At 37.6% G+C, this 18,957-nt stretch carries 19 protein-coding genes and 1 pseudogene; 10 read left to right on the plus strand and 10 right to left on the minus strand.

The genetic code is table 11. The features are described from left to right. Positions 1-2: 2 nt before the first annotated feature. The 3 genes from B5V81_RS03115 to rpsF all read right to left on the minus strand — a co-directional run bounded on the left by B5V81_RS03115 (position 3) and on the right by rpsF (position 1,787). Positions 3-983: a hypothetical protein gene (locus tag B5V81_RS03115; RefSeq protein WP_212112071.1), complete on the minus strand. Its 981-nt coding sequence runs from the start codon at positions 981-983 to the stop codon at positions 3-5. Between the two features lie 148 nt (positions 984-1,131). Next, complete coding sequence (gene rpsR / locus B5V81_RS03120) at positions 1,132-1,380, minus strand: 30S ribosomal protein S18 (RefSeq protein WP_039759862.1); 249 nt, start codon at positions 1,378-1,380, stop codon at positions 1,132-1,134. After that, entirely contained in the window at positions 1,380-1,787 is a 408-nt protein-coding gene (gene rpsF / locus B5V81_RS03125) for a 30S ribosomal protein S6 (protein ID WP_212112072.1), read from the minus strand. The genes rpsR and rpsF overlap by 1 nt, the downstream gene beginning before the upstream one ends. A gap of 343 nt (positions 1,788-2,130) precedes the next feature. Here rpsF and B5V81_RS03130 point away from each other — a divergent pair, with 343 nt between their 5' ends. The 7 genes and pseudogenes from B5V81_RS03130 (at position 2,131) to gmk (ending at position 8,528) form a co-directional block, all read left to right on the plus strand. Beyond that, positions 2,131-2,718 (plus strand): undecaprenyl-diphosphatase, encoded by a 588-nt coding sequence (locus B5V81_RS03130; RefSeq protein WP_212112073.1) that lies wholly within the window; start codon positions 2,131-2,133, stop codon positions 2,716-2,718. 76 nt (positions 2,719-2,794) lie between these two features. Continuing rightward, positions 2,795-3,739: an ACP S-malonyltransferase gene (gene fabD, locus B5V81_RS03135; RefSeq protein WP_212112074.1), complete on the plus strand. Its 945-nt coding sequence runs from the start codon at positions 2,795-2,797 to the stop codon at positions 3,737-3,739. Between the two features lie 20 nt (positions 3,740-3,759). Continuing rightward, positions 3,760-4,497 carry a 3-oxoacyl-[acyl-carrier-protein] reductase gene (gene fabG, locus B5V81_RS03140; protein ID WP_212112075.1) on the plus strand — a complete coding sequence of 246 codons (738 nt, stop codon included), beginning with the start codon at positions 3,760-3,762 and terminating at the stop codon, positions 4,495-4,497. A gap of 261 nt (positions 4,498-4,758) precedes the next feature. After that, the gene (locus tag B5V81_RS03145; RefSeq protein WP_005865658.1) at positions 4,759-4,995 is read left to right on the plus strand and encodes an acyl carrier protein; all 237 of its coding nucleotides are present in this window, start codon (positions 4,759-4,761) and stop codon (positions 4,993-4,995) included. Positions 4,996-5,097: 102 nt separating this feature from the next. Further along, on the plus strand, positions 5,098-6,360 hold the full coding sequence (gene fabF, locus B5V81_RS03150; protein ID WP_212112076.1) for a beta-ketoacyl-ACP synthase II: 1,263 nt from the start codon (positions 5,098-5,100) through the stop codon (positions 6,358-6,360). A 96-nt stretch (positions 6,361-6,456) separates the two neighbouring features. Then, positions 6,457-7,565 (plus strand): annotated as a pseudogene (gene mltG, locus B5V81_RS03155) (endolytic transglycosylase MltG). 297 nt (positions 7,566-7,862) lie between these two features. After that, entirely contained in the window at positions 7,863-8,528 is a 666-nt protein-coding gene (gene gmk, locus B5V81_RS03160; RefSeq protein ID WP_212112078.1) for a guanylate kinase, read from the plus strand. A gap of 31 nt (positions 8,529-8,559) precedes the next feature. Here the strand turns inward: gmk and rsmA are convergent, their stop codons facing one another. From rsmA to lptF, 6 genes are all read right to left on the minus strand, one after another. After that, positions 8,560-9,390 carry a 16S rRNA (adenine(1518)-N(6)/adenine(1519)-N(6))-dimethyltransferase RsmA gene (gene rsmA / locus B5V81_RS03165; protein WP_212112079.1) on the minus strand — a complete coding sequence of 277 codons (831 nt, stop codon included), beginning with the start codon at positions 9,388-9,390 and terminating at the stop codon, positions 8,560-8,562. Beyond that, entirely contained in the window at positions 9,381-10,394 is a 1,014-nt protein-coding gene (pdxA, locus tag B5V81_RS03170; RefSeq protein ID WP_212112080.1) for a 4-hydroxythreonine-4-phosphate dehydrogenase PdxA, read from the minus strand. The genes rsmA and pdxA overlap by 10 nt, the downstream gene beginning before the upstream one ends. Continuing rightward, entirely contained in the window at positions 10,394-11,344 is a 951-nt protein-coding gene (locus B5V81_RS03175) for a SurA N-terminal domain-containing protein (RefSeq protein ID WP_212112081.1), read from the minus strand. The genes pdxA and B5V81_RS03175 overlap by 1 nt, the downstream gene beginning before the upstream one ends. A 103-nt stretch (positions 11,345-11,447) precedes the next feature. After that, complete coding sequence (locus B5V81_RS03180; protein ID WP_212112082.1) at positions 11,448-13,817, minus strand: LPS-assembly protein LptD; 2,370 nt, start codon at positions 13,815-13,817, stop codon at positions 11,448-11,450. Beyond that, on the minus strand, positions 13,818-14,909 hold the full coding sequence (gene lptG / locus B5V81_RS03185; RefSeq protein ID WP_212112083.1) for an LPS export ABC transporter permease LptG: 1,092 nt from the start codon (positions 14,907-14,909) through the stop codon (positions 13,818-13,820). Further along, entirely contained in the window at positions 14,906-16,096 is a 1,191-nt protein-coding gene (gene lptF / locus B5V81_RS03190) for an LPS export ABC transporter permease LptF (RefSeq protein WP_212112084.1), read from the minus strand. The genes lptG and lptF overlap by 4 nt, the downstream gene beginning before the upstream one ends. A 412-nt stretch (positions 16,097-16,508) precedes the next feature. Between lptF and B5V81_RS03195 the strand changes: the two genes are divergently transcribed. From B5V81_RS03195 to B5V81_RS08755, 3 genes are read left to right on the plus strand one after another with little or no spacing between them, the layout of a single operon-like run. Further along, positions 16,509-16,955 carry a DNA polymerase III subunit chi gene (locus B5V81_RS03195; protein ID WP_212112085.1) on the plus strand — a complete coding sequence of 149 codons (447 nt, stop codon included), beginning with the start codon at positions 16,509-16,511 and terminating at the stop codon, positions 16,953-16,955. Continuing rightward, positions 16,955-17,134, plus strand: coding sequence for a hypothetical protein (locus tag B5V81_RS03200; protein ID WP_212112086.1), 180 nt, complete (start codon positions 16,955-16,957; stop codon positions 17,132-17,134). Before B5V81_RS03195 ends, B5V81_RS03200 begins: the two co-directional genes overlap by 1 nt. Further along, positions 17,124-17,387: a hypothetical protein gene (locus B5V81_RS08755; protein ID WP_244979356.1), complete on the plus strand. Its 264-nt coding sequence runs from the start codon at positions 17,124-17,126 to the stop codon at positions 17,385-17,387. Before B5V81_RS03200 ends, B5V81_RS08755 begins: the two co-directional genes overlap by 11 nt. On the opposite strand, the gene B5V81_RS03205 is transcribed toward B5V81_RS08755, so the two are convergent. Then, positions 17,384-18,673, minus strand: coding sequence for an MFS transporter (locus B5V81_RS03205; protein WP_212112087.1), 1,290 nt, complete (start codon positions 18,671-18,673; stop codon positions 17,384-17,386). The two genes, B5V81_RS08755 and B5V81_RS03205, sit on opposite strands and share 4 nt — an antisense overlap. Positions 18,674-18,957 lie beyond the last annotated feature (284 nt).

The following is an 18,957-nucleotide window of genomic DNA, read 5'->3' on the forward strand; positions in this document are numbered from 1 at the left end:
ATTTAGTGAAGTTTTTTACGTGATTGAATGTTGTATTGAATAGCAGCCCAAATACCCATCAAAAACATCATGAAAGAGATAGGTGGGGAAAAAACGATAGTTAAAATAGCAATATAAACAAGGGAAAGTATAATAATCCGACCGTTTACCCCTTTTGTAATATTGTGAAGATACGCTAGACCGCTAATTGATATAGTAACAATATAGGCAGAGCTAAAGACACATGTCCCCAAATTAAGGGAAGTGCTGAATTCAACCATTGACGCGATGGAAACAACAATGAAAATGACAATTCCAGAAATCGGAAGGCGAAGCGTTTTGCTCCAATCATCGCGCGGTCTTTTTAGCCACTTCATATATTGGGCTATTATCATTGAAAAATAAAGATTACCAATGAGAAAAATCAAACTATAAACTGTCAGAGCGATAGCTGCCAATGTTGCAGCATGTACCATTAAAAAATCACTAACAGCAAGGATATTAGCTTCTTTTAATGACTGCGATTGTTGTAGGGTTTGTACGATATTTTCAGTGATTTTTTTTGCAATGAGAGGAGTGTCTGGATGGGCTTTTACGTAGAGTCCAATGAAGGTTACTATCAGAGCAATAAAGTTTGTTAAATGAAAAATAACGGATGATAATGGATACCATATCAGTGAGTTTTCTTTTTGCGCTGGTCGTGCAAGTCCAAGAAGCCAAGAGGCATAAACAGCAGGAAGAAAAGATAACAACATAAGACCAAGAGCAATATAGATATCAGTGGTTACGACAAGAACAAGAGTAGCACTTACTAAGGCAATAAAGCTGGCAAATGTTCCTTGGCCGAAAGCAACAATAAAAATTGGTAATGAAAGAAAGCAGCCAAGAAGAAGAGAAAAAGAAGGCGCTATATTGGCAACACTGATGATTGCCATGTCTATCACAACAGCAAATAATCCTGCAACAACACCGGTTAATATCTCATAAGTACGATTTTTTTTCATTGCTGTCCTGCTTTCTGCAGTTAGAGGCATATCAATCCCTCAACTTTTATATTTAAGTGCTTAACATAGGATACAATAAGCTATTTCTCTAAACCATATAAGAAAAGCAACTGGAGAGATTCCCCAGTTGCAAGAGTGTATTGATCATTTACTTTATCACATATGGAAGTAAGCCTAAAAAGCGAGCGCGTTTTATAGCGTTAGCTAATTCACGCTGTTTTTTCTGACTAACAGCTGTAATTCGTGAGGGAACAATTTTTCCACGTTCCGAAATATAACGTTGTAATAATTTTATATCTTTATAATCAATTCTAGGAGCATTAGCTCCTGAAAAAGGACATGTTTTGCGACGACGATGAAAAGGGCGACGTGCAGAGTTTTGATTCGTATCAGTCATCATTCTACCCCTTCTATAGCATTTTCACGTTGACGACGTGAGGAACGAGAGCGCTCTTCATCCTGACCAATATGTGTATTGCGATCAAGGTGTGAAAGCATTGCAGATTTTTCTTTTTCGTGTTTTTCTACACGAATGGTCATATAGCGCAAAATATCTTCATTGATTCGCATTTGACGTTCCATTTCAGCAATTGCTGCAGCTGGTGCATCAATATTGACCAATACATAATAAGCCTTACGGTTTTTACGAATACGATAAGCAAGAGGACGAAGTCCCCAATTTTCTATACGCCCAACCTTTCCACCGTGCGTTTCAATGACACCTTTGTAAAGGCTTAAAAGTTCATCAACCTGCTGCGGTGCAACGTCTTGTCGGGCAAGGAACATATGTTCATAAAGAGCCATTGTTTTGCCTTTCTTCAATTAAATTTTACCGGTTTTAGCGCAAAGCCTCTGCGACTTGTCTTTTTTGGAAATCCAAAGAAGAAAGGACGCGTTTACGATTTGAGACATCTCAGAGCGGAGACACGGGAGGCCGGAAACATTATATCTCCTACTGATTTTACAGCCCTCCGTTCAACCTCCAGCTAAAGTGCCGGCAACGAACATTTCACATTTACAGGTTATCTTTTAAAATAGCAAGTTTACGCACATAAAAAAATGGATTTATTAAATCTTGATATATTTTCGATATATTTCTTTCTTCTACAAAGATATAGGACTGTAACATACAGATAAGGAGAGAAAAATGGATTTTTTAAACCAGATTGATGTTACGCTCTTTGAGATTCTTGTCGGAAATCATCAGTCTTGGTCAATTTTAGTTTTGTTTAGTATTTTTTGTGCAAAGTTTTTAATTTACGTTATCCCTCTTCATTTTTGTGTGTTGTGGTTTTGTGGTGGAGAAAGGGAGCGATGTGTCGTGCTAAGCATTTGCATGAGCATTTGTATTGCTCTTTTTATAGGTTATCTCATTTCTCTTTTTTATTTTCATCCACGTCCATTCGTTGTAGGGTTGACAACACCACTGATAAAACATCGTGCAACATCTTCTTTTCCAAGTAATCATGCCTTGACCATTGCATCTTATACAGCGAGCTTTTATTTTTATCGATACAAAGTGACTTTTAGATTTGCTGTGGTGTTTTTATGCTTAATCTGTTGGGCGCGCATCTTTGTGGGTGTACATTACCCTTTTGATATTTTAGCAGGTATAATTTTAGGAAGTTTCATAAGTTTGAGTGTTGTTCAGTTTATAGCCCCATATTTTCCTAAGTTTTTATATCAAATTCCGCCCTTAAAATATAATTTTAAGAGGGATATTCGTTCTAAATAAAAGACTTTGTCTTGATTTGTGCGGATGAATAAGGTCAAAAGAAACTAATTTAATGGCATAATTTAGGAGTTGATTAATGGGTGCAGCTTTTATTTTTCCAGGGCAGGGGAGTCAAATTGTTGGTATGGGGAAGGCGCTCACAGAGAAATTTGTTGCGGCGCGGATGGTTTTTGAGGAAGTTGATGATGCGTTGGGTGAGAAATTATCAGAGATCATTTTTGAAGGACCAGCAGATGTTTTAACGTTAACAACTAATGCACAACCAGCATTAATGGCTGTATCCATGGCTGTCATTCGTGTGATGGAACAATTAGGGCTTCATATAGAAAAAAAAGTAAAGTTTGTTGCGGGCCATTCTTTAGGCGAATATTCGGCTCTTTGTGCGGCTGGTAGCTTTAGTCTCACAGATACGGCAAGGCTTTTGCGTATTCGTGGCAATGCCATGCAAGCTGCTGTCGCGGTTGATGAAGGTTCTATGGCGGCACTTATCGGTTTGGAAGAGCACGTTGTGGAAGAAATTTGCCAAACTGTTTCTGAAGAAGGACTATGCCAGATTGCCAATGATAATGGTGGTGGGCAAATTGTTATTTCAGGTGAAGCAAAAGCCATTGAGGTAGCGGTAAAGATTGCATCAACAAAAGGTGCAAAACGTGCGCTTTTGCTTCCGGTTTCTGCACCTTTTCATTCGTCTTTAATGCAGCCTGCTGCCGATGCCATGAAGAAAGCACTTTTGGCTGTTAACAAAATAGCACCTATTGTTCCTTTGATTGCCAATGTTTCTGTTGCACCAGAAAGTGATCCTGAGCGTATTGCTACTCTTCTTGTCCAACAAGTGACTGGGAGGGTGCGGTGGCGCGAAACAATAGAATGGATTGGCGCTAATGGAGTTGATACGCTTTTTGAAATTGGTTCTGGAAAAGTATTAACAGGTTTAACGCGTCGTATTAACAAGGATATAAAGGGAATAACAGTTGGAACAGTTGATGAAATAGAATCAGCGCTAGGGACGCTTGGTGTTTAATCAGTAAGGAGTTAAAAAAAATGTTTAAATTAACAGGACGTAAAGCTCTTGTAACGGGGGCATCAGGAGGAATTGGTGAGGCTATTGCACGTTGTTTTCATGCACAAGGAGCCATTGTTGGACTTCATGGAACACGTGAAGATAAACTTAGAGAAATGGCAGCGGAATTAGAACAGAATGTTTTTGTCTTTCCCGCTAATCTTTCCGAACGCCAATCGATTAAACAATTGGCTGAAGTTGCAGAAAAAGAAATGGATGGTGTTGATATTTTGGTCAACAATGCGGGAATCACCAAGGATGGTCTTTTTGTGCGGATGCAAGATAAACACTGGGATGAAGTTTTAGAAGTTAACCTAACGGCTGCTTCCCTTTTGACGCGTGAATTAACACATTCTATGATGCGTCGTCGTTATGGAAGAATTATTAATATTACATCTGTTGTTGGTGTTGTAGGAAATCCTGGACAAACGAATTATTGTGCTGCAAAAGCAGGTTTGATCGGTTTTTCTAAAGCATTGGCACAAGAAATTGCTTCACGAAATATTACTGTCAATTGTATTGCTCCAGGATTTATTAAATCTGCCATGACAGATAAGCTTAATGAAAAACAAAAAGAATCCATTATGGCAGCAATTCCAATGAAGCGTATGGGGAGTGGGCAAGAAATAGCCACTGCTGCTGTATATTTAGCGAGCGATGAAGCGGCCTATATGACAGGACAAACACTCCATATTAACGGTGGAATGGCAATGATTTAAGTATTTTCTTGCATTCCACATTGATTTATAAGCGGGATTATTTTAGATAGTAACGATTGATATGAAAAGATACACTATTTCTTTAACATGGTCGTTGATCAATTGATATCGGAATGTCAAATTGGTTCATTTTGCAGGGGATATCCACAGGGTGCTTTAAATCATTGCTAAAATCTTTTAAATGAATGCATCTATTGCTTGATTAGATGAGCTGATATAGTTAACCAAATTATAGGAAAATATAAATTCGAGGATTTCAACATGAGTGATACAGTAGAGCGCGTTAAGAAAATTATTGTGGAACATCTGGGGGTTAATGCTGATAAAGTCGTAGAAAATGCCAGCTTTATCGATGATCTAGGGGCTGATAGTCTTGATACGGTTGAACTCGTTATGGCTTTTGAGGAAGAATTTGGTATAGAAATTCCAGATGAAGCTGCTGAAACGATTTTCACAGTTGGTGATGCAGTCAAGTTCATTGATAAAGCTTCTGCATGATTACTGAAAGGGCAAAGGCATTGATTGCTTTTGCCTGTATTCTTCGGAGCTCTTTTGAAAAAAGAGTTGTGAAAGCTGAGGTCTAGTTCAAGGTTAGAAGTTATGAGACGTGTTGTTGTTACTGGTTTAGGATTGGTATCTCCATTGGCTGGTAATATCGAATATAGTTGGAAACGACTTCTTGAAGGAAGGAGTGGTGTTCGGCGAATTACTGAATTTGATGTGTCCGATTTACCATGCCAGATTGCAGCACGTATCCCTTTAGGTGATGGAACAGAGGGGACCTATAATGCTGATTTGTATATGGAACCTAAAGAGCAACGTAAGGTTGATTCATTTATTGTTTATGCAATGGCTGCTGCTAACCAAGCGCTTGCAGATGCTGAATGGTTTCCTAAGAGTGATGAAGATCAGATTTGTACAGGGGTGTTAATTGGTTCGGGAATTGGAGGGATTGAGGGCATTGTTGAAGCTGGTTATACGCTTCGGGATAAAGGTCCGCGCCGTGTTTCTCCTTTTTTTATTCCAGGCCGTTTGATTAATCTTGCTTCTGGTTATGTGTCTATTCAATATGGTTTACGGGGGCCTAATCATTCGGTTGTGACAGCTTGTTCGACAGGGGCTCATGCGATCGGTGATGCGGCACGTTTGATTATGTTCGGTGATGCAGATGTTATGGTGGCAGGAGGAGCCGAATCTCCGATAAATCGGATATCTCTTGCGGGATTTTCTGCTTGTAGAGCTCTTTCTACTTGTCGCAATGATGATCCTGAACGGGCCTCACGTCCTTATGATGCTGATCGTGATGGTTTTGTGATGGGGGAGGGAGCGGCAGTTGTTGTTTTAGAGGAGCTAGAACATGCCAAAAGGCGGGGAGCGCGTATTTATGCTGAAGTTATTGGTTACGGTTTATCGGGTGATGCTTACCACATTACAGCACCTTCAGAAAGTGGTGAAGGAGCTCAGCGTAGTATGATGGCCGCTCTTAAGCGTGCACAAGTGAATGTGAGTGAACTTGATTATATTAATGCTCATGGGACATCAACGATGGCTGATTCCATAGAGTTAGAGGCTGTTGAACGTGTTTTAGGAAATTATGCGCCACAAGTTTCTATGTCATCAACGAAGTCCTCTATTGGGCATTTACTTGGTGCAGCAGGTGCTGCTGAGGCTATTTTTTGTGTTTTAGCTATACGGGATAATATAGCGCCAGCGACACTTAATCTTGATAATCCATCGATTGAAACGAAAATCGATCTTGTCCCGCATAAACCACGTGAACGAAAGATTGATACGATACTTTCCAATTCTTTCGGATTTGGTGGGACAAATGCATCGTTGGTGATGAGACGTTTTAGGGGATAATAAGTATTTTTATTTAATTTCTGCTTTTGAATTTTCACCTTTATTATAAGGTAAATAAGAAATCGTAATATTGTCCTTAATTGCTATTGAGGGGTTGTGTCTGATGTGGAAAAGGAAAAATCATTAAAGGGCATAAGTGATTCCTCTTCGAATCATTAAGCGGATAGTTAGGCATGTTAACACATAAAAAACAAAAGAAATCATCCATTGTCCGTAATCCTTTGGTTATTCTTGGTCATTTTTTTCTCATGCTGATAGTGATTATTCTTTTCGGCATAAGTATTCCTCTTTATATTGGAAAAAGTATTTTTGAAGAAAAGGAAAAAATTGAGGAAGCACAAGTTGTTCTTATCCATCCCGGGACAGGAATTCGCGAAATTGCTTCATTGCTAGAAAAACGTGGTTTAATTCGATCATCAGATATTTTTGTTTATGGGGTTGGTTATTACAAAAACACCAGTCACCTGAAGGCTGGTGAATATTTAATTCCAGCCCATGCTTCAATGCAGGATATTATGGATATTCTTGTGAAAGGAAAATCCATTGAGTATACCTTTACAGTACCGGAAGGTTTAACGGTTCAGCAAGTTTTCGATCGATTAGCGGCCAATGAAATTTTGATTGGGGATCTTCCAAAAACGTTGCCTCCAGAGGGCTATTTGATGACGGATACTGTTCGCTTCATTCGAGGAACAACGCGTAAAGAAATTATAAATAGATTGTATGAGGGACAGAAAAAATTAATTCATGCGATATGGGCTACGCGTTCACCTGATTTACCCATTAAATCAATTGATGAATTTGTCATATTGGCCTCAATTGTTGAGAAAGAAACAGGCGTTGCAGCAGAAAGACCAATGGTTGCTGCGGTATTTTATAACCGCCTTGCAAAGCATATGCGTCTTCAATCAGATCCAACGGTAATTTATGGTCTCTTTGGAGGAAAAGGGAAGCCATCAGGTCGTGCAATTTACCGTTCAGATCTTGAGAAGGAAACACCCTATAATACTTATAAAATTAATGGTTTACCCCCAACAGCTATTGCAAATCCAGGTCGTGATTCTTTGAAAGCAGTAGCACATCCACCAAGCAGTGATGCGCTTTATTTTGTTGCGGACGGTTCAGGAGGACATGTTTTCTCTCAAACCTTAGAAGAACATAATATGAATGTTCGCAAGTGGCGAGAATTAAAGGCAAAACATTAATTTATGATGATACAAAATTTTCTGGCATCATCAATGAGAGTCCCAAATATAGTAAGATTTTACTACTTAATCTTTTGATGAGAATGATAAAAAATTATTTTCTTGTATGTTACAAATGAGATGAGCGTATAGATACAAAATATTTAAGAAAGAAATGAAAATATTTCTGATAAATTATCTCAATGAAAGTGCAGAATAGCATGGAGAACTGCTGACAAAATAATTGATTAGGGAAAAGGTTGAAATAATGTATCGTTCAAATTTTGAAGAAAAATTTATACAAAGTAGAGTGGTGTAATGACAGTCATTGAAAGTGAATTGAATACTCTAAAAACAAATCAACGACGCGGTTTTTTATTTATTCTCTCTTCACCTTCAGGTGCTGGTAAATCAACAATTTCGAGGTTACTTTTAAAAGATGGACAATTAGAGCTTTCTGTCAGTGCAACCACAAGGGAAAAGCGTCCCAGTGAAGTCAATGGACTCCACTATCACTTTATTTCGAAGGAAGAGTTTGAACATAAACGTGATAGAGATGAATTTATTGAATGGGCAGAAGTACACGGGAATTATTATGGAACGTTACGTGAAACCGTTGAAAATGCATTGAGTGCTGGTCGTGATATGTTATTTGATATCGACTATCAAGGTACCAAGCAGATGCAAAAAAAGATGCCAAGAGACACCGTCTCTGTTTTTATTCTTCCACCATCAATGAAAGAGCTTGTTGCGCGTTTATATCGTCGAGCAGAAGATAGCCAAGATATCATTAATTTACGATTGGAAAATGCACGAACGGAGCTAAAACATTGGCGTTCTTATGATTATATTGTGATCAATGAAGATTTAGATCAGTCTTTGTCTTTTATTCGGTCCATTTATTTAGCTGAAACCGCAAAACGCGAGAGAAGTGCTTTTCTTGAAACTTTTATTAAGGAACTTATTTCTGAAAAGATTAATTAATATTTTTATTGTTTTAAAAAAGTTATACTTTTTAGGTTATCAAATTCGCTAAAGTCACAAATTCAGAAATTGAAAGTGTTTCAGCACGGCGTGTTCCATCAATTCCTGCTTTTTCTAAAAGTACTTCACCTCCAAGTGTTTTGAGATTTTGACGAAGCATTTTTCGTCTTTGTCCAAAAGCGGTTTTTGTAACAAAGCTTAGTTTTTGTGCAGAGCAGACAAGAGGTTGAGTTCGTGGAATAATATGAACAACAGAAGAAGTTACTTTAGGCGCTGGTACGAAGGCTTGAGGCGGCACATCAAAAGCAATTTTAGCCGTGGCACGCCAACCAGTTAAGACACTAAGACGTCCATAATGAGAAGATTGAGGCTTGGCCGTAATTCGTTTAGCAACTTCATGTTGGAACATCAATGTCATTGATTCATAAAAAGGAGGCCATGGTTCCACTAACAGCCAATTTAATAAGAGTTGCGTACCAATATTATAAGGAAGATTGGCAATAATGCGTGGTTTTTCTGAGTTTGTTTCAAAAAGTTTTGAAAAATCTTGTTTCAATGCATCATTACAAATAAGTTTTAATTTGTTCGGATAGTGCTTTTCTATTTCTAAGAGAGCTGGTATGCAGCGCTCATCACGCTCTATTGCTGTTACAATCGCGCCCTTTGCTAGCAAGGCGCGCGTGAGCCCTCCAGGACCAGGACCAATTTCAAGAACAGGTTTTCCTTTTATATTGCCTGCTTGATGAGCGATTTTAGAGGTTAAATTCAGATCAAAAAGGAAATTTTGTCCCAACGATTTATGCGCTTGTAACCCATATGTATCAATGACTTCACGCAGAGGAGGGAGATTATCTATTGGCATGATATCGAATTATTTTTTGCAAGTTGATTTGCAAGCTTAAGAGCCGCAATAAAGCTTTCAGGAGAAGCTATACCTTTATCAGCAATATTAAAAGCAGTTCCGTGATCTGGAGACGTACGAATGAAGGGGAGACCTAACGTAACATTAACGGTGGTATCAAAATCTAATGTTTTCACAGGGATAAGAGCTTGATCATGATACATGCAAAGAGCCACATCATATATTTTTCTTGCGCATTCATGGAACATTGTATCGGCAGGAAGTGGACCAGTAATATTGATTCCTTTCTTTTTAAGATATTCAATAGCAGGTGTGATAACTTCAATATCTTCTTTTCCCATTGCACCTCTTTCTCCAGCGTGAGGATTAAGACCAGCTACAGCCAGTCGAGGTGACGTTATTTTAAACCGTTTTTTTAAGTCGCATTCAGTAATGAAGGCCGTTTGAATGATTAAACGATCGGTCAGCTGTGAAGGAACATCTTTGAATGGAATATGAACAGTTATTGGTACCGTTTTTAATCGAGGCCCTGCTAACATCATAACTGGATGATAAGATTTATGAAAAGCTTTATGGGCTAAATCAGCCAAAAATTCTGTATGACCTGGAAATTCAAATCCGGCATCATAAAGATTCTTTTTGGCAATAGGACAAGTAACCAATGCAGAAGCCTGTCTACTTTGAATCAATTGAACACCGCGCTCAATAGATTCAATGATTCCAGCAGCATTGTTTGGAGAGGAAACCCCCAATTGATCACTTTGTTTGTTTTTTAATGGTATGATAGGGAGAGCGTTTTGAAAGTTTTCGACAGGATTGGTGGTTAAAACAGATTCCACTTCAACATCAATCTGTAAAAAACGAGCGCGCGAACGAATAACATCTGGATCAGCAACAAGTACAAAAGCCGGAACTTGACGAGTAACACGCAAGCTCCATGCTTTTAGAGCTATTTCAGGACCAATTCCGGCTGGATCACCACCACTAACAACAAGAGCAGTCATTATTGAATACGAGCGACACGCCGCAGTTCTTCTAAATATTTTTCGCTTAATTCTTCAAGTTGTTTCGGACTTCTTTTTTTATTATCTTGAAGAGAAAATATCAGCCGAGCAACATAATCATCAGAAACCCTTTTTATTTTGCAAACAGCAATTGCTTCAATTCCATCAGATGTTTCTTGTAATTTTGTCATTTTTCCAGCAGGTGTTGCAAGAATAGCTTGCTCCCATGCACTGGGAAGTTGAGGCTCCAGATACTTTCCTAAGTGGCGGATCGTAACGTCTAAAATACCTCTTGCTTGATTGTGGGCATTTGCACATCCACGAAAATGGGTGCGGAAATTATTTGCTTCTTTCTGACGTCTTTCAAAGATTTCTGAACGACGATGGGCAGGAATAACAAAAACAATGCGCTGTAATGTATACTCGTTGGTTGAAGGTTTAACACCACCATTTTTTAATATTCTGCGCACAGCTTCTTGTTCGCTAACCATACCAATTTGAGCTTGATAGCGTGCGTTAACAAGACGCCCCCATCCTATTTGTCCACGGATGTAGTCTTTAAAATGTTGCACAGTAATATCACTTTCGATTAGAATGTGGTTGAGCTGATCAAGAGTCATATTATTTTGCGCTGCAAAGTTTTCAAAAGCTTTATCAACTTCATCATTGGTTACTTCAATATTACGGCGTTTTATTTCAATATTTTTTAGCTCTTCATCGATAAGCTCTTTTTTAGCTTGTGCCACCAAATTACCTTGCTTTTGTTGCAATCTGAGAAATGCAACACGCCTTTGTATATCATAATTTGTGATAGGATTGCCATTCACTGTAACAACAATAGCAGTCTGCGCGAAGGCCGACGGAATCAAAAATCCCTTTATTAGAAGGCTGCTTACGCTTAAAGACGTAATATAAAATAAAGCAAGAATACGCTTTTTCAATTTATTCATGTAAATAGGCTTTCGCATTGTTTATTAATTCTCATCAACAACTTAAACTATACGCTTTTTTTCATAAAAACAATAATAAGTTTAATTACTTATACATTACTCTTTACAAATTTGAATCTATCTTTTTTCCGATATCTGCGATTGTACGCAATGAAAGAGAGAAACTAAAGTTCTGCAAGGGTGTTTTTCTTATTGGATTCATTATCTGTTGATAACCAAATGTGAGCCCAAAACATTCATCTGAATAATTTAAGCTAATTCCTCGTTTTATAAATCTCCCCGATACAAGATCATAACCGGCATTACTATTAACGAACCAATAGTCTGCCAGTTTTAAGCCCGTTTGAAAAGAAATTTCTTGGCGCTCTTGTGGATATTCGTAATTTGGTTGGCTTGCGATATAAGCATATTGTACAGAGGCCCAAAAAGATTTCCATTTTTGTGATGCTTCAATTTCACTACGGCGGATTTTTCCTGTTTTTTTGTCAAAGCGTCCACGAGTTTCTAAGGAAAAGCCGCTTTTATGGGTCGCACCAAACATTGCAACATAGTCTGAACGTTTTGCCTCTAAGCTAGAATGAATACCGACATTAACAAAGTCTTTTTCTGCAAAAGAATTCTTTCCTGCCAGATGAAAGGATTGTCCAATGAGACCATAAAGAGACCAAGTGTCATTAAAGCTTCCGGAATATCTTAGACCTATATTGGCTCTTGTGCCCCCTTCTACACGATCATAACCAGAAAATTTATCCCGTTGAAAGAGAGTGGTTGCATCAAAGATAAAGCTTTGGGCATCTTCATTAGGAAGTTGTCCAATATATTGTTCGTTATTGCGTATAAAAATTTGTGCGGTTGGTTCTATAATATGTGTAGAATGACCTGCTGTAACAAGGAAAGGATAGCGTGCTTCCAGCCCTGCTGTTGCCATACCACGAATTGTTGAGCTACGAATTACGGATAAGGCATTGTTTTCTACAGAAACAGCACGATTTTCGTGTACATTGGTTGTAATGATATCGGCCCGTAGAGAAAGAAGGGGAGTTAAGATGAGGCCATTGTACGTGTTAAAACGTTTTTTCCACTGCAGCTCATTTGTCAAACGCAAACTATTTCCAGCCAGACCAGAAAGTCTTCCCGTGTTGAGAGAATTTTCATTCCAGTTGGGTGAAATGAAATCGGCATGACGACGGTAAATCGATTGTATATTGCTATGGAAGGTAAGCTCTCCATTATAAATGAGCTCATCTGGTGTGAAAGAATAATCGATACGTGGTAGAACCCATGCTTGCCGAGAGTGACGTTCATAATAAGGATCATTCAATACGGAGTCTTGAATTTTAAAATGATAAAAACGCATGTCAAAATAGTTTTTTCCTGCAAGACCATTCAGATAAATCTGAGAAAGTTTTGTAGGATTGCTATAGTTTTCCAGCTTGTACGCACGACTAAAATGTCGATCGGATTGAGTAAAAATATCCCATCCATAAGTCCAGTGTGAATTAATACGAAAGTCCCCTTTTGTTGCTAGCATATAACGGTTTTTATGCTGTGCATCAATCGTATCATTGTCAAATCTATGTGGTTTCATTTGATATATATGAGCAAAGCGAATGTTATACCTGCCCATTTTTAAACGCTGACGCCATTCTCCTTCGGTTAAAAGCCCTTGTTGAGTATAAACGGTAGCAGAAAGCGTAAAATCGTAATGGGGGGCAAGATTCCAGAAATAAGAATTCTTTATTCCCATACCAAGATAATCAGTATAAAAAAAATGAGGTGTAAGCAGACCGCTAGCACGTCTGACAGTTGGATCATAGAGCTCAAAATTTGGAAATTTTATAATCGGCACACCAAAAACTTCAAAACTGCTATTTTCAAACCGAATCTTTTTAACACGATTATTCCATATGATCTTTCTAGCTTTAATTTTCCACAGGACCTCTTTATCTGGTTTATAAGAGCAAGGTTCACAGGCTGTATAGGTTGCATTTTCAAAAATTGTTATCTGATTGTTTTTTCGTGCTGCATTTTGAGCGGTAAAGTGCACATTGTTAGCTGTATCAATACGTAAGGCGTTTACAAAACCCTCGCCAAGATCTTTGGTCATATCAATTTGATTAGAATAAATCTTATTACCATCTTTTTGAGTAATTTCAACTTTTCCTTGTGCTATAAGTCGTCCTGTTTTTTGATTATAAATAATTTTTTGAGCGACCACTTTATTGCCATCATATTCAACTTGGACATTACCTTGTGCAGAAACAGTGTTTTCATCACGATTGTAGATGAGTTCATCCGCAGAGAGCAAAAGAGGACGTTCTGGATTTTGAATGCGACTTTGAGGAGGAGACATAAGGCTTTGAGCTTGTGCGCAATAAGGCAAAGCTCCCCCTAAGACAACCACTATAACACTTCTAAAAGTGAGAGCACTTAATCTTGTTAAAATGATTTTTTTACGTATTAATGCTTTCACTTAGCCATCCTCTTTATGAAGTAAAAAAGAGATTCCCAAGAATAATGCAATAACAACAGGTGTCCAAGCGGCAATAATTGGTGGGATATATCCAGCATTACCAAAAGCCTGAACAAGTACGGAAATAACATACAGCATAAATCCAGCTATTACGCCACCAAGAATCAACGTTCTAGATTGTCCAAAACGCGTAAAATTTAAAGATACAGTTGCTGCAATGAGAGTCATTGCCACAAGCAATGCCGGTAAGGCAATCAAAGATTGTAAATACATATCAAAATTATTAGCAGAATAACCAAATGAACGTGCGATCATAATTTTTTGGGGCAATTGGTAAAATGGAATAGTTGCTGGGTTCACTAGACGTTCCGTTAAAAATTCAGGTTTTAAATTGGTTTTTATTTTCAACACGGTAAATTTTTCAGGAGGGCGCCCTATTTTATAAATTGTTCCATTTGTTAATAGCCAAGCACCATTGGTCAAAGTTGCTTTTGGAGCATTAATCCAATTTTTGACGGTTGCATCGTCTTTATATTGTATAAAGGTTGCATCGAGAAGAGAAAGTCCTTGGTCGGTGATAAATTTAGCACCAATGGTTGTTCTTCCTAAATCTGTACGCTGTGTTAACCAGTGGATACGCGGATTATGAAGCGATGTTAGTACATTATTATTACGCCATTCAGTCATCATTTTCTCTGCTTGAGAAAAACCCCATGCAGCAAGTGGATTAATGAGAAGAATTGAAAATAATCCCAAAAGAAAAGCTCCCAAACAAGCAGGCATAAGAAATTGCCATGCAGAAACACCGATTGAGCGCGTCACGACAAGTTCAAGTTTTTTGTTAAGCGAGATAAGCGTTGCCATGGAAGAAAAGAGTGCAATGAAAGGTATAAGTTGTTGCATAATAAAAGGGATGCGTAAAACAGAGAGGAGAAATGCATCCTTTGCTGTATAATGCGGAAGGGAAGGGAGCCTTCCAGAATTTTCTGTAAAATCGATTAAAAGAGCAAGAACAAAAATCCCCCCCAAAAAATAACAAGTTATTCTAAGATAACGTATAAAGAAATAGCGTCCAAGTGTCCACCCAATCATGATATTTTATCCAGAGAATCTTGAGATTTTCGATGTTCAAATTTGTTCACTACTTTTTGAAAAATGATTTGAAGTATCTCATGAAGTTTTGCGGGGAGGCCAATTTTATGATTCGTTAAAAGCATAAAAAAGACAAATATACTTGTTCCTATGGGTGTAATATAAAGAAGAGGAACATATGCAAGATCATTCTTTGCTTTTTCGGCGAAAAAATATCCGATCCAATAGACTAGAAAAGAAAGGGCCATTGCCGAAAAATTTGCGGAGTGGCGTGCTTGTCGATGGGAGCCTACATTTCCTGCCGCTGCTAATGCAATAAGTGAAAAAACGATTGGATAGAGCCACTGTGTTAGTCGGCGGTGAAACTCGGCTTTATATTGGAGTGGTTTTCGTTGATAGTAGGGATCTTTTGGGTCAGGGTTTTGTAAATAAGAAAGAGATCGATCTTTTGGATAAAGAGTAGGAATTTTATCACTGGGAATAAATTCCCCTAGGCTAAAGGTATATGCGCTAAATTGAACGATTGAAACGCTATTATTTTCATGATTGACTCTTTCTATTTCACCATTATTGAGGATTAAAAAATGGCCATTTTTATTGCTTACAATGGAGGCTTTTGTTGCATAATAAAAAAGATCAGTTTTAGGATCACGCTGGTCGGCAATGAAAAGACGTTCAAGTGTTCCGTTTGGATTCCGTTCGCCGATTTCTATGTAAAGGTTATTGGCAAGCTTTTGAAAGCTTCCTTCACTAATGAACAGATTAATAAGATCAAAATGAGCACTTGCGAGCATTTGTCGCATATGAAGACGTGCTTGAGGAACAACAAAATTAGCTATAGAAAAGGAGATACATGATGCAACAATAGCAAGAAAAAGAATAGGTTTCCAAACGGTACTCTTAGGAAAACCAGAGGCATTAATAACAGCAAGTTCTGAGTCTTGATTCATTGCTGAAAGGGTGGTTGTGACCGCGATCACTAATGCAAATGGAATGACAAGAAAAATAACAGAAGGAACCAATGAAAGTGAAAATTGCAAGACTGTGAGGAGTGTTTGTTTACTTGTTGTAAGAAAGTTTATTCGTGCAAGAATTTGCACCGTCCAACTAACACCCACTGCTGCAATCATGACAGAACTAAACAAAACAAAGACACGTTTCAGGATGTAGAACTCAATAATACGCATAAATTGGGAAACACCCTCAGTCTTTAATTCGATAGCAAATATTCTTACTGCTTTCGGTTAAAATATAATAAAGTTAAAAAAACACCCTCCCCTGGATTGGACGTTTTCAGTAAATAAATAATATAAAATTACTCGCTAAATTCCCTTTAATTTTTTTTACACATTATATTTTTATTTTCAACGATAGTCTAGAAAGAAACTAGAAGATAACTTAAAAAACTTTTTTATTAACATTGAAAACAAAAAATTTCTGTCTTCTAAGGAGTCTTTTAAAGACATATGTAAAAAGATAAGGCATCTCAATCGAAAAAGAGGTTTATATCTTGAACCGTTTCCTTTTATATGAGGAATATAAAAGTTTTTCTAAAAAAGATGTTAGCTTTTTTATAAAGAGTGATGAGGGCTTAAGAAGTTGGATATTTTATTCTATCATTTGACGCATTCAACGCTGAAAGATATTTTACCAACGCTTGTAGAGCGGGCGTTGGCTCGTTTTGGTAAGGTAACAATACAATGTGTGAGTAAAGAGCAACGCGATTCTATAGATATGCATTTATGGGTTTATGCTGATGAATCATTTATTGGGCATGGAACGGAATGTGATCAATATTCAAGCCTTCAGCCTGTATTTCTGACTACAGGACAAGAAAATCCGAATGATTCAAAAATCCGTTTTCTCACAGAGGGAGCTGTTTGTTCGAATATTGATACTTATCAACGGCTTGTTGTGTTATTCGATGGTAGAAATGATGAGCAGTTGAATTTTGCTCGGGCACAGTGGAAAAAATATAAAATGGAAAATCATAATTTAACCTACTGGCAACAGACTGAAGATCATTGTTGGGAAAAACAAGTTTAATGCGCCTCGTATCTTTTGTTATGGTTTTGATAGGGTTGGTAGGAATCGTAAATCCAGCACTTTTTATTGCGGAAGGATCAGGGGGAGGGCGTTGGGTCTTTATTATTATTTTTCTTTTAGGCATGCTAAAGATATGGCCTATAATTAAAAAAACGAAACGGCATGGTGATGATTATTGATCGAATTTTGCTTATTTTATGGGCTGTGATGTTCGCTTTTTTTTGCGTTTCGTGGTTGGGGACAACGCATATCCTATCAGGGGTGTTTGCTATTTCTGATATGAGCAATATTGCGGATTTCTTATTTTTCTTTTTGAGTGCATTATTTGCGGGAATATTGTGGTGGACAATACCGAACCCCATGTCTCTTAAAATGAGACTGGCAGCATTTTTTCTACCAGTCATCATTTTATTATTTGTTATTATATCTTAGTTGGATATTTCATCATCTGTAAATCCAACAAAGCAAATCAGTGAAACAAAAGAAGCAAAAAGCAAATAATAGCCAATATAAGACGTATCAAAATGTTGCACCAAATATTCTGCAATATAAGGTGCGAGAGAAGCTCCTACAATACCAGATAAGTTGAAAGTAATAGAAGAACCCGTGTATCGAATGGCTGTTGGGTATGGTGAAGCCAAAACAGCACCAAGAGGGCTGTATATCATTCCCATGATAGACAAGCCAATGACAGACATTGCAAGGACTCCTATAACTCCAGAATTTAAGAAATAAGGAATTGCGAAAGAATAGATACCGGTGATGATTGTAATCCAAATCATCAAAGTTCTTCGTCTAATACGATCAGCGAGTCTTCCAGTAATGACGGTAAAAATTCCACAGAAAATAGCACCAACAATTTCGACTTGAAGAGCTTGATAATATGACAGTTGCAAATGGTTTGTTGAATAGCTTAACAAATATGCTGTAACCAAGTAAAACAAGACGAATGTTGCCATACCAGAAAATACCCCAAGAAATAAGATTCGAGGACATTTTAAAAAGACATCAATGATAGGAACTTTGACACGTTCTTTACTTTCAAGACTTTTTTTGAATTGAACAGTTTCATTGATTGAAAGACGAACCCATAATCCTATAATCATAAAAACAACTGAGGCAATAAAAGGGATGCGCCATCCCCAAGCGACAAGTGCATCATGATCAAGGAAGTATAACAGACCTAAATAAACAGCAATGGATAAAAACAAACCTATAGGAACGCCCAATTGGGGAAACATTGCGTACCAGCCGCGCTTTTCTGGGGGTGCATTTTCTGTTGCGAGCAAAACAGCTCCTCCCCATTCACCTCCTAGTCCCATTCCTTGTCCGATACGGCACAAGGTTAAGAGGAAGGGGGCAAACCACCCAGCGGTCTCATATGTGGGAAGAAAACCAATAATGACTGTTGAAAGGCCCATTGTGAGAAGAGAGGCGATAAGTGTTGCTTTTCTTCCAATTTTATCTCCAAAATGTCCAAAGACAATTGACCCAAAAGGCCGAGCAAAAAAGGCCGCTCCAAAGATTAGAAAAGATTGTAAAATGGCAATTTGATCATTTTGTGTGGGAAAAAACACATGAGGAAATATGAGAGCTGCGGCAGTGGCAAAGACATAGAAATCAAAGAATTCAATTGTTGGGCCAATAAGGCTTGCAAACAAAATGCGACGAGGGGAATTTCTGTTGCTTGTACCTTGCATTTCTAAGTTTATAGACATGAATAGAATGTCCCTTTCAGTATATAGCAAATCAAATATGAATTAACCGATTATAATTATAAAAATTTCAAATCGGTGTCGAGTCGATATTATGATGTTTCTTAATATATTAGAACAATGATTATAGCTTAATGAACATGAATTAAGTGTTTTTTCGATTATTAAAATTTAATAAAATTAAAGAAACTATTTTAAATGCTGTAAAAGATGAAAATATTTGTCCATAAAGGCAGCTCTCATTCATAGGGCTGTTTCCTTTAAAGTTTAAGTTCAATTTTTATCTA

This window comes from Bartonella queenslandensis, from assembly GCF_018155095.1.
GTDB classification, from domain to species: domain Bacteria; phylum Pseudomonadota; class Alphaproteobacteria; order Rhizobiales; family Rhizobiaceae; genus Bartonella; species Bartonella queenslandensis_B.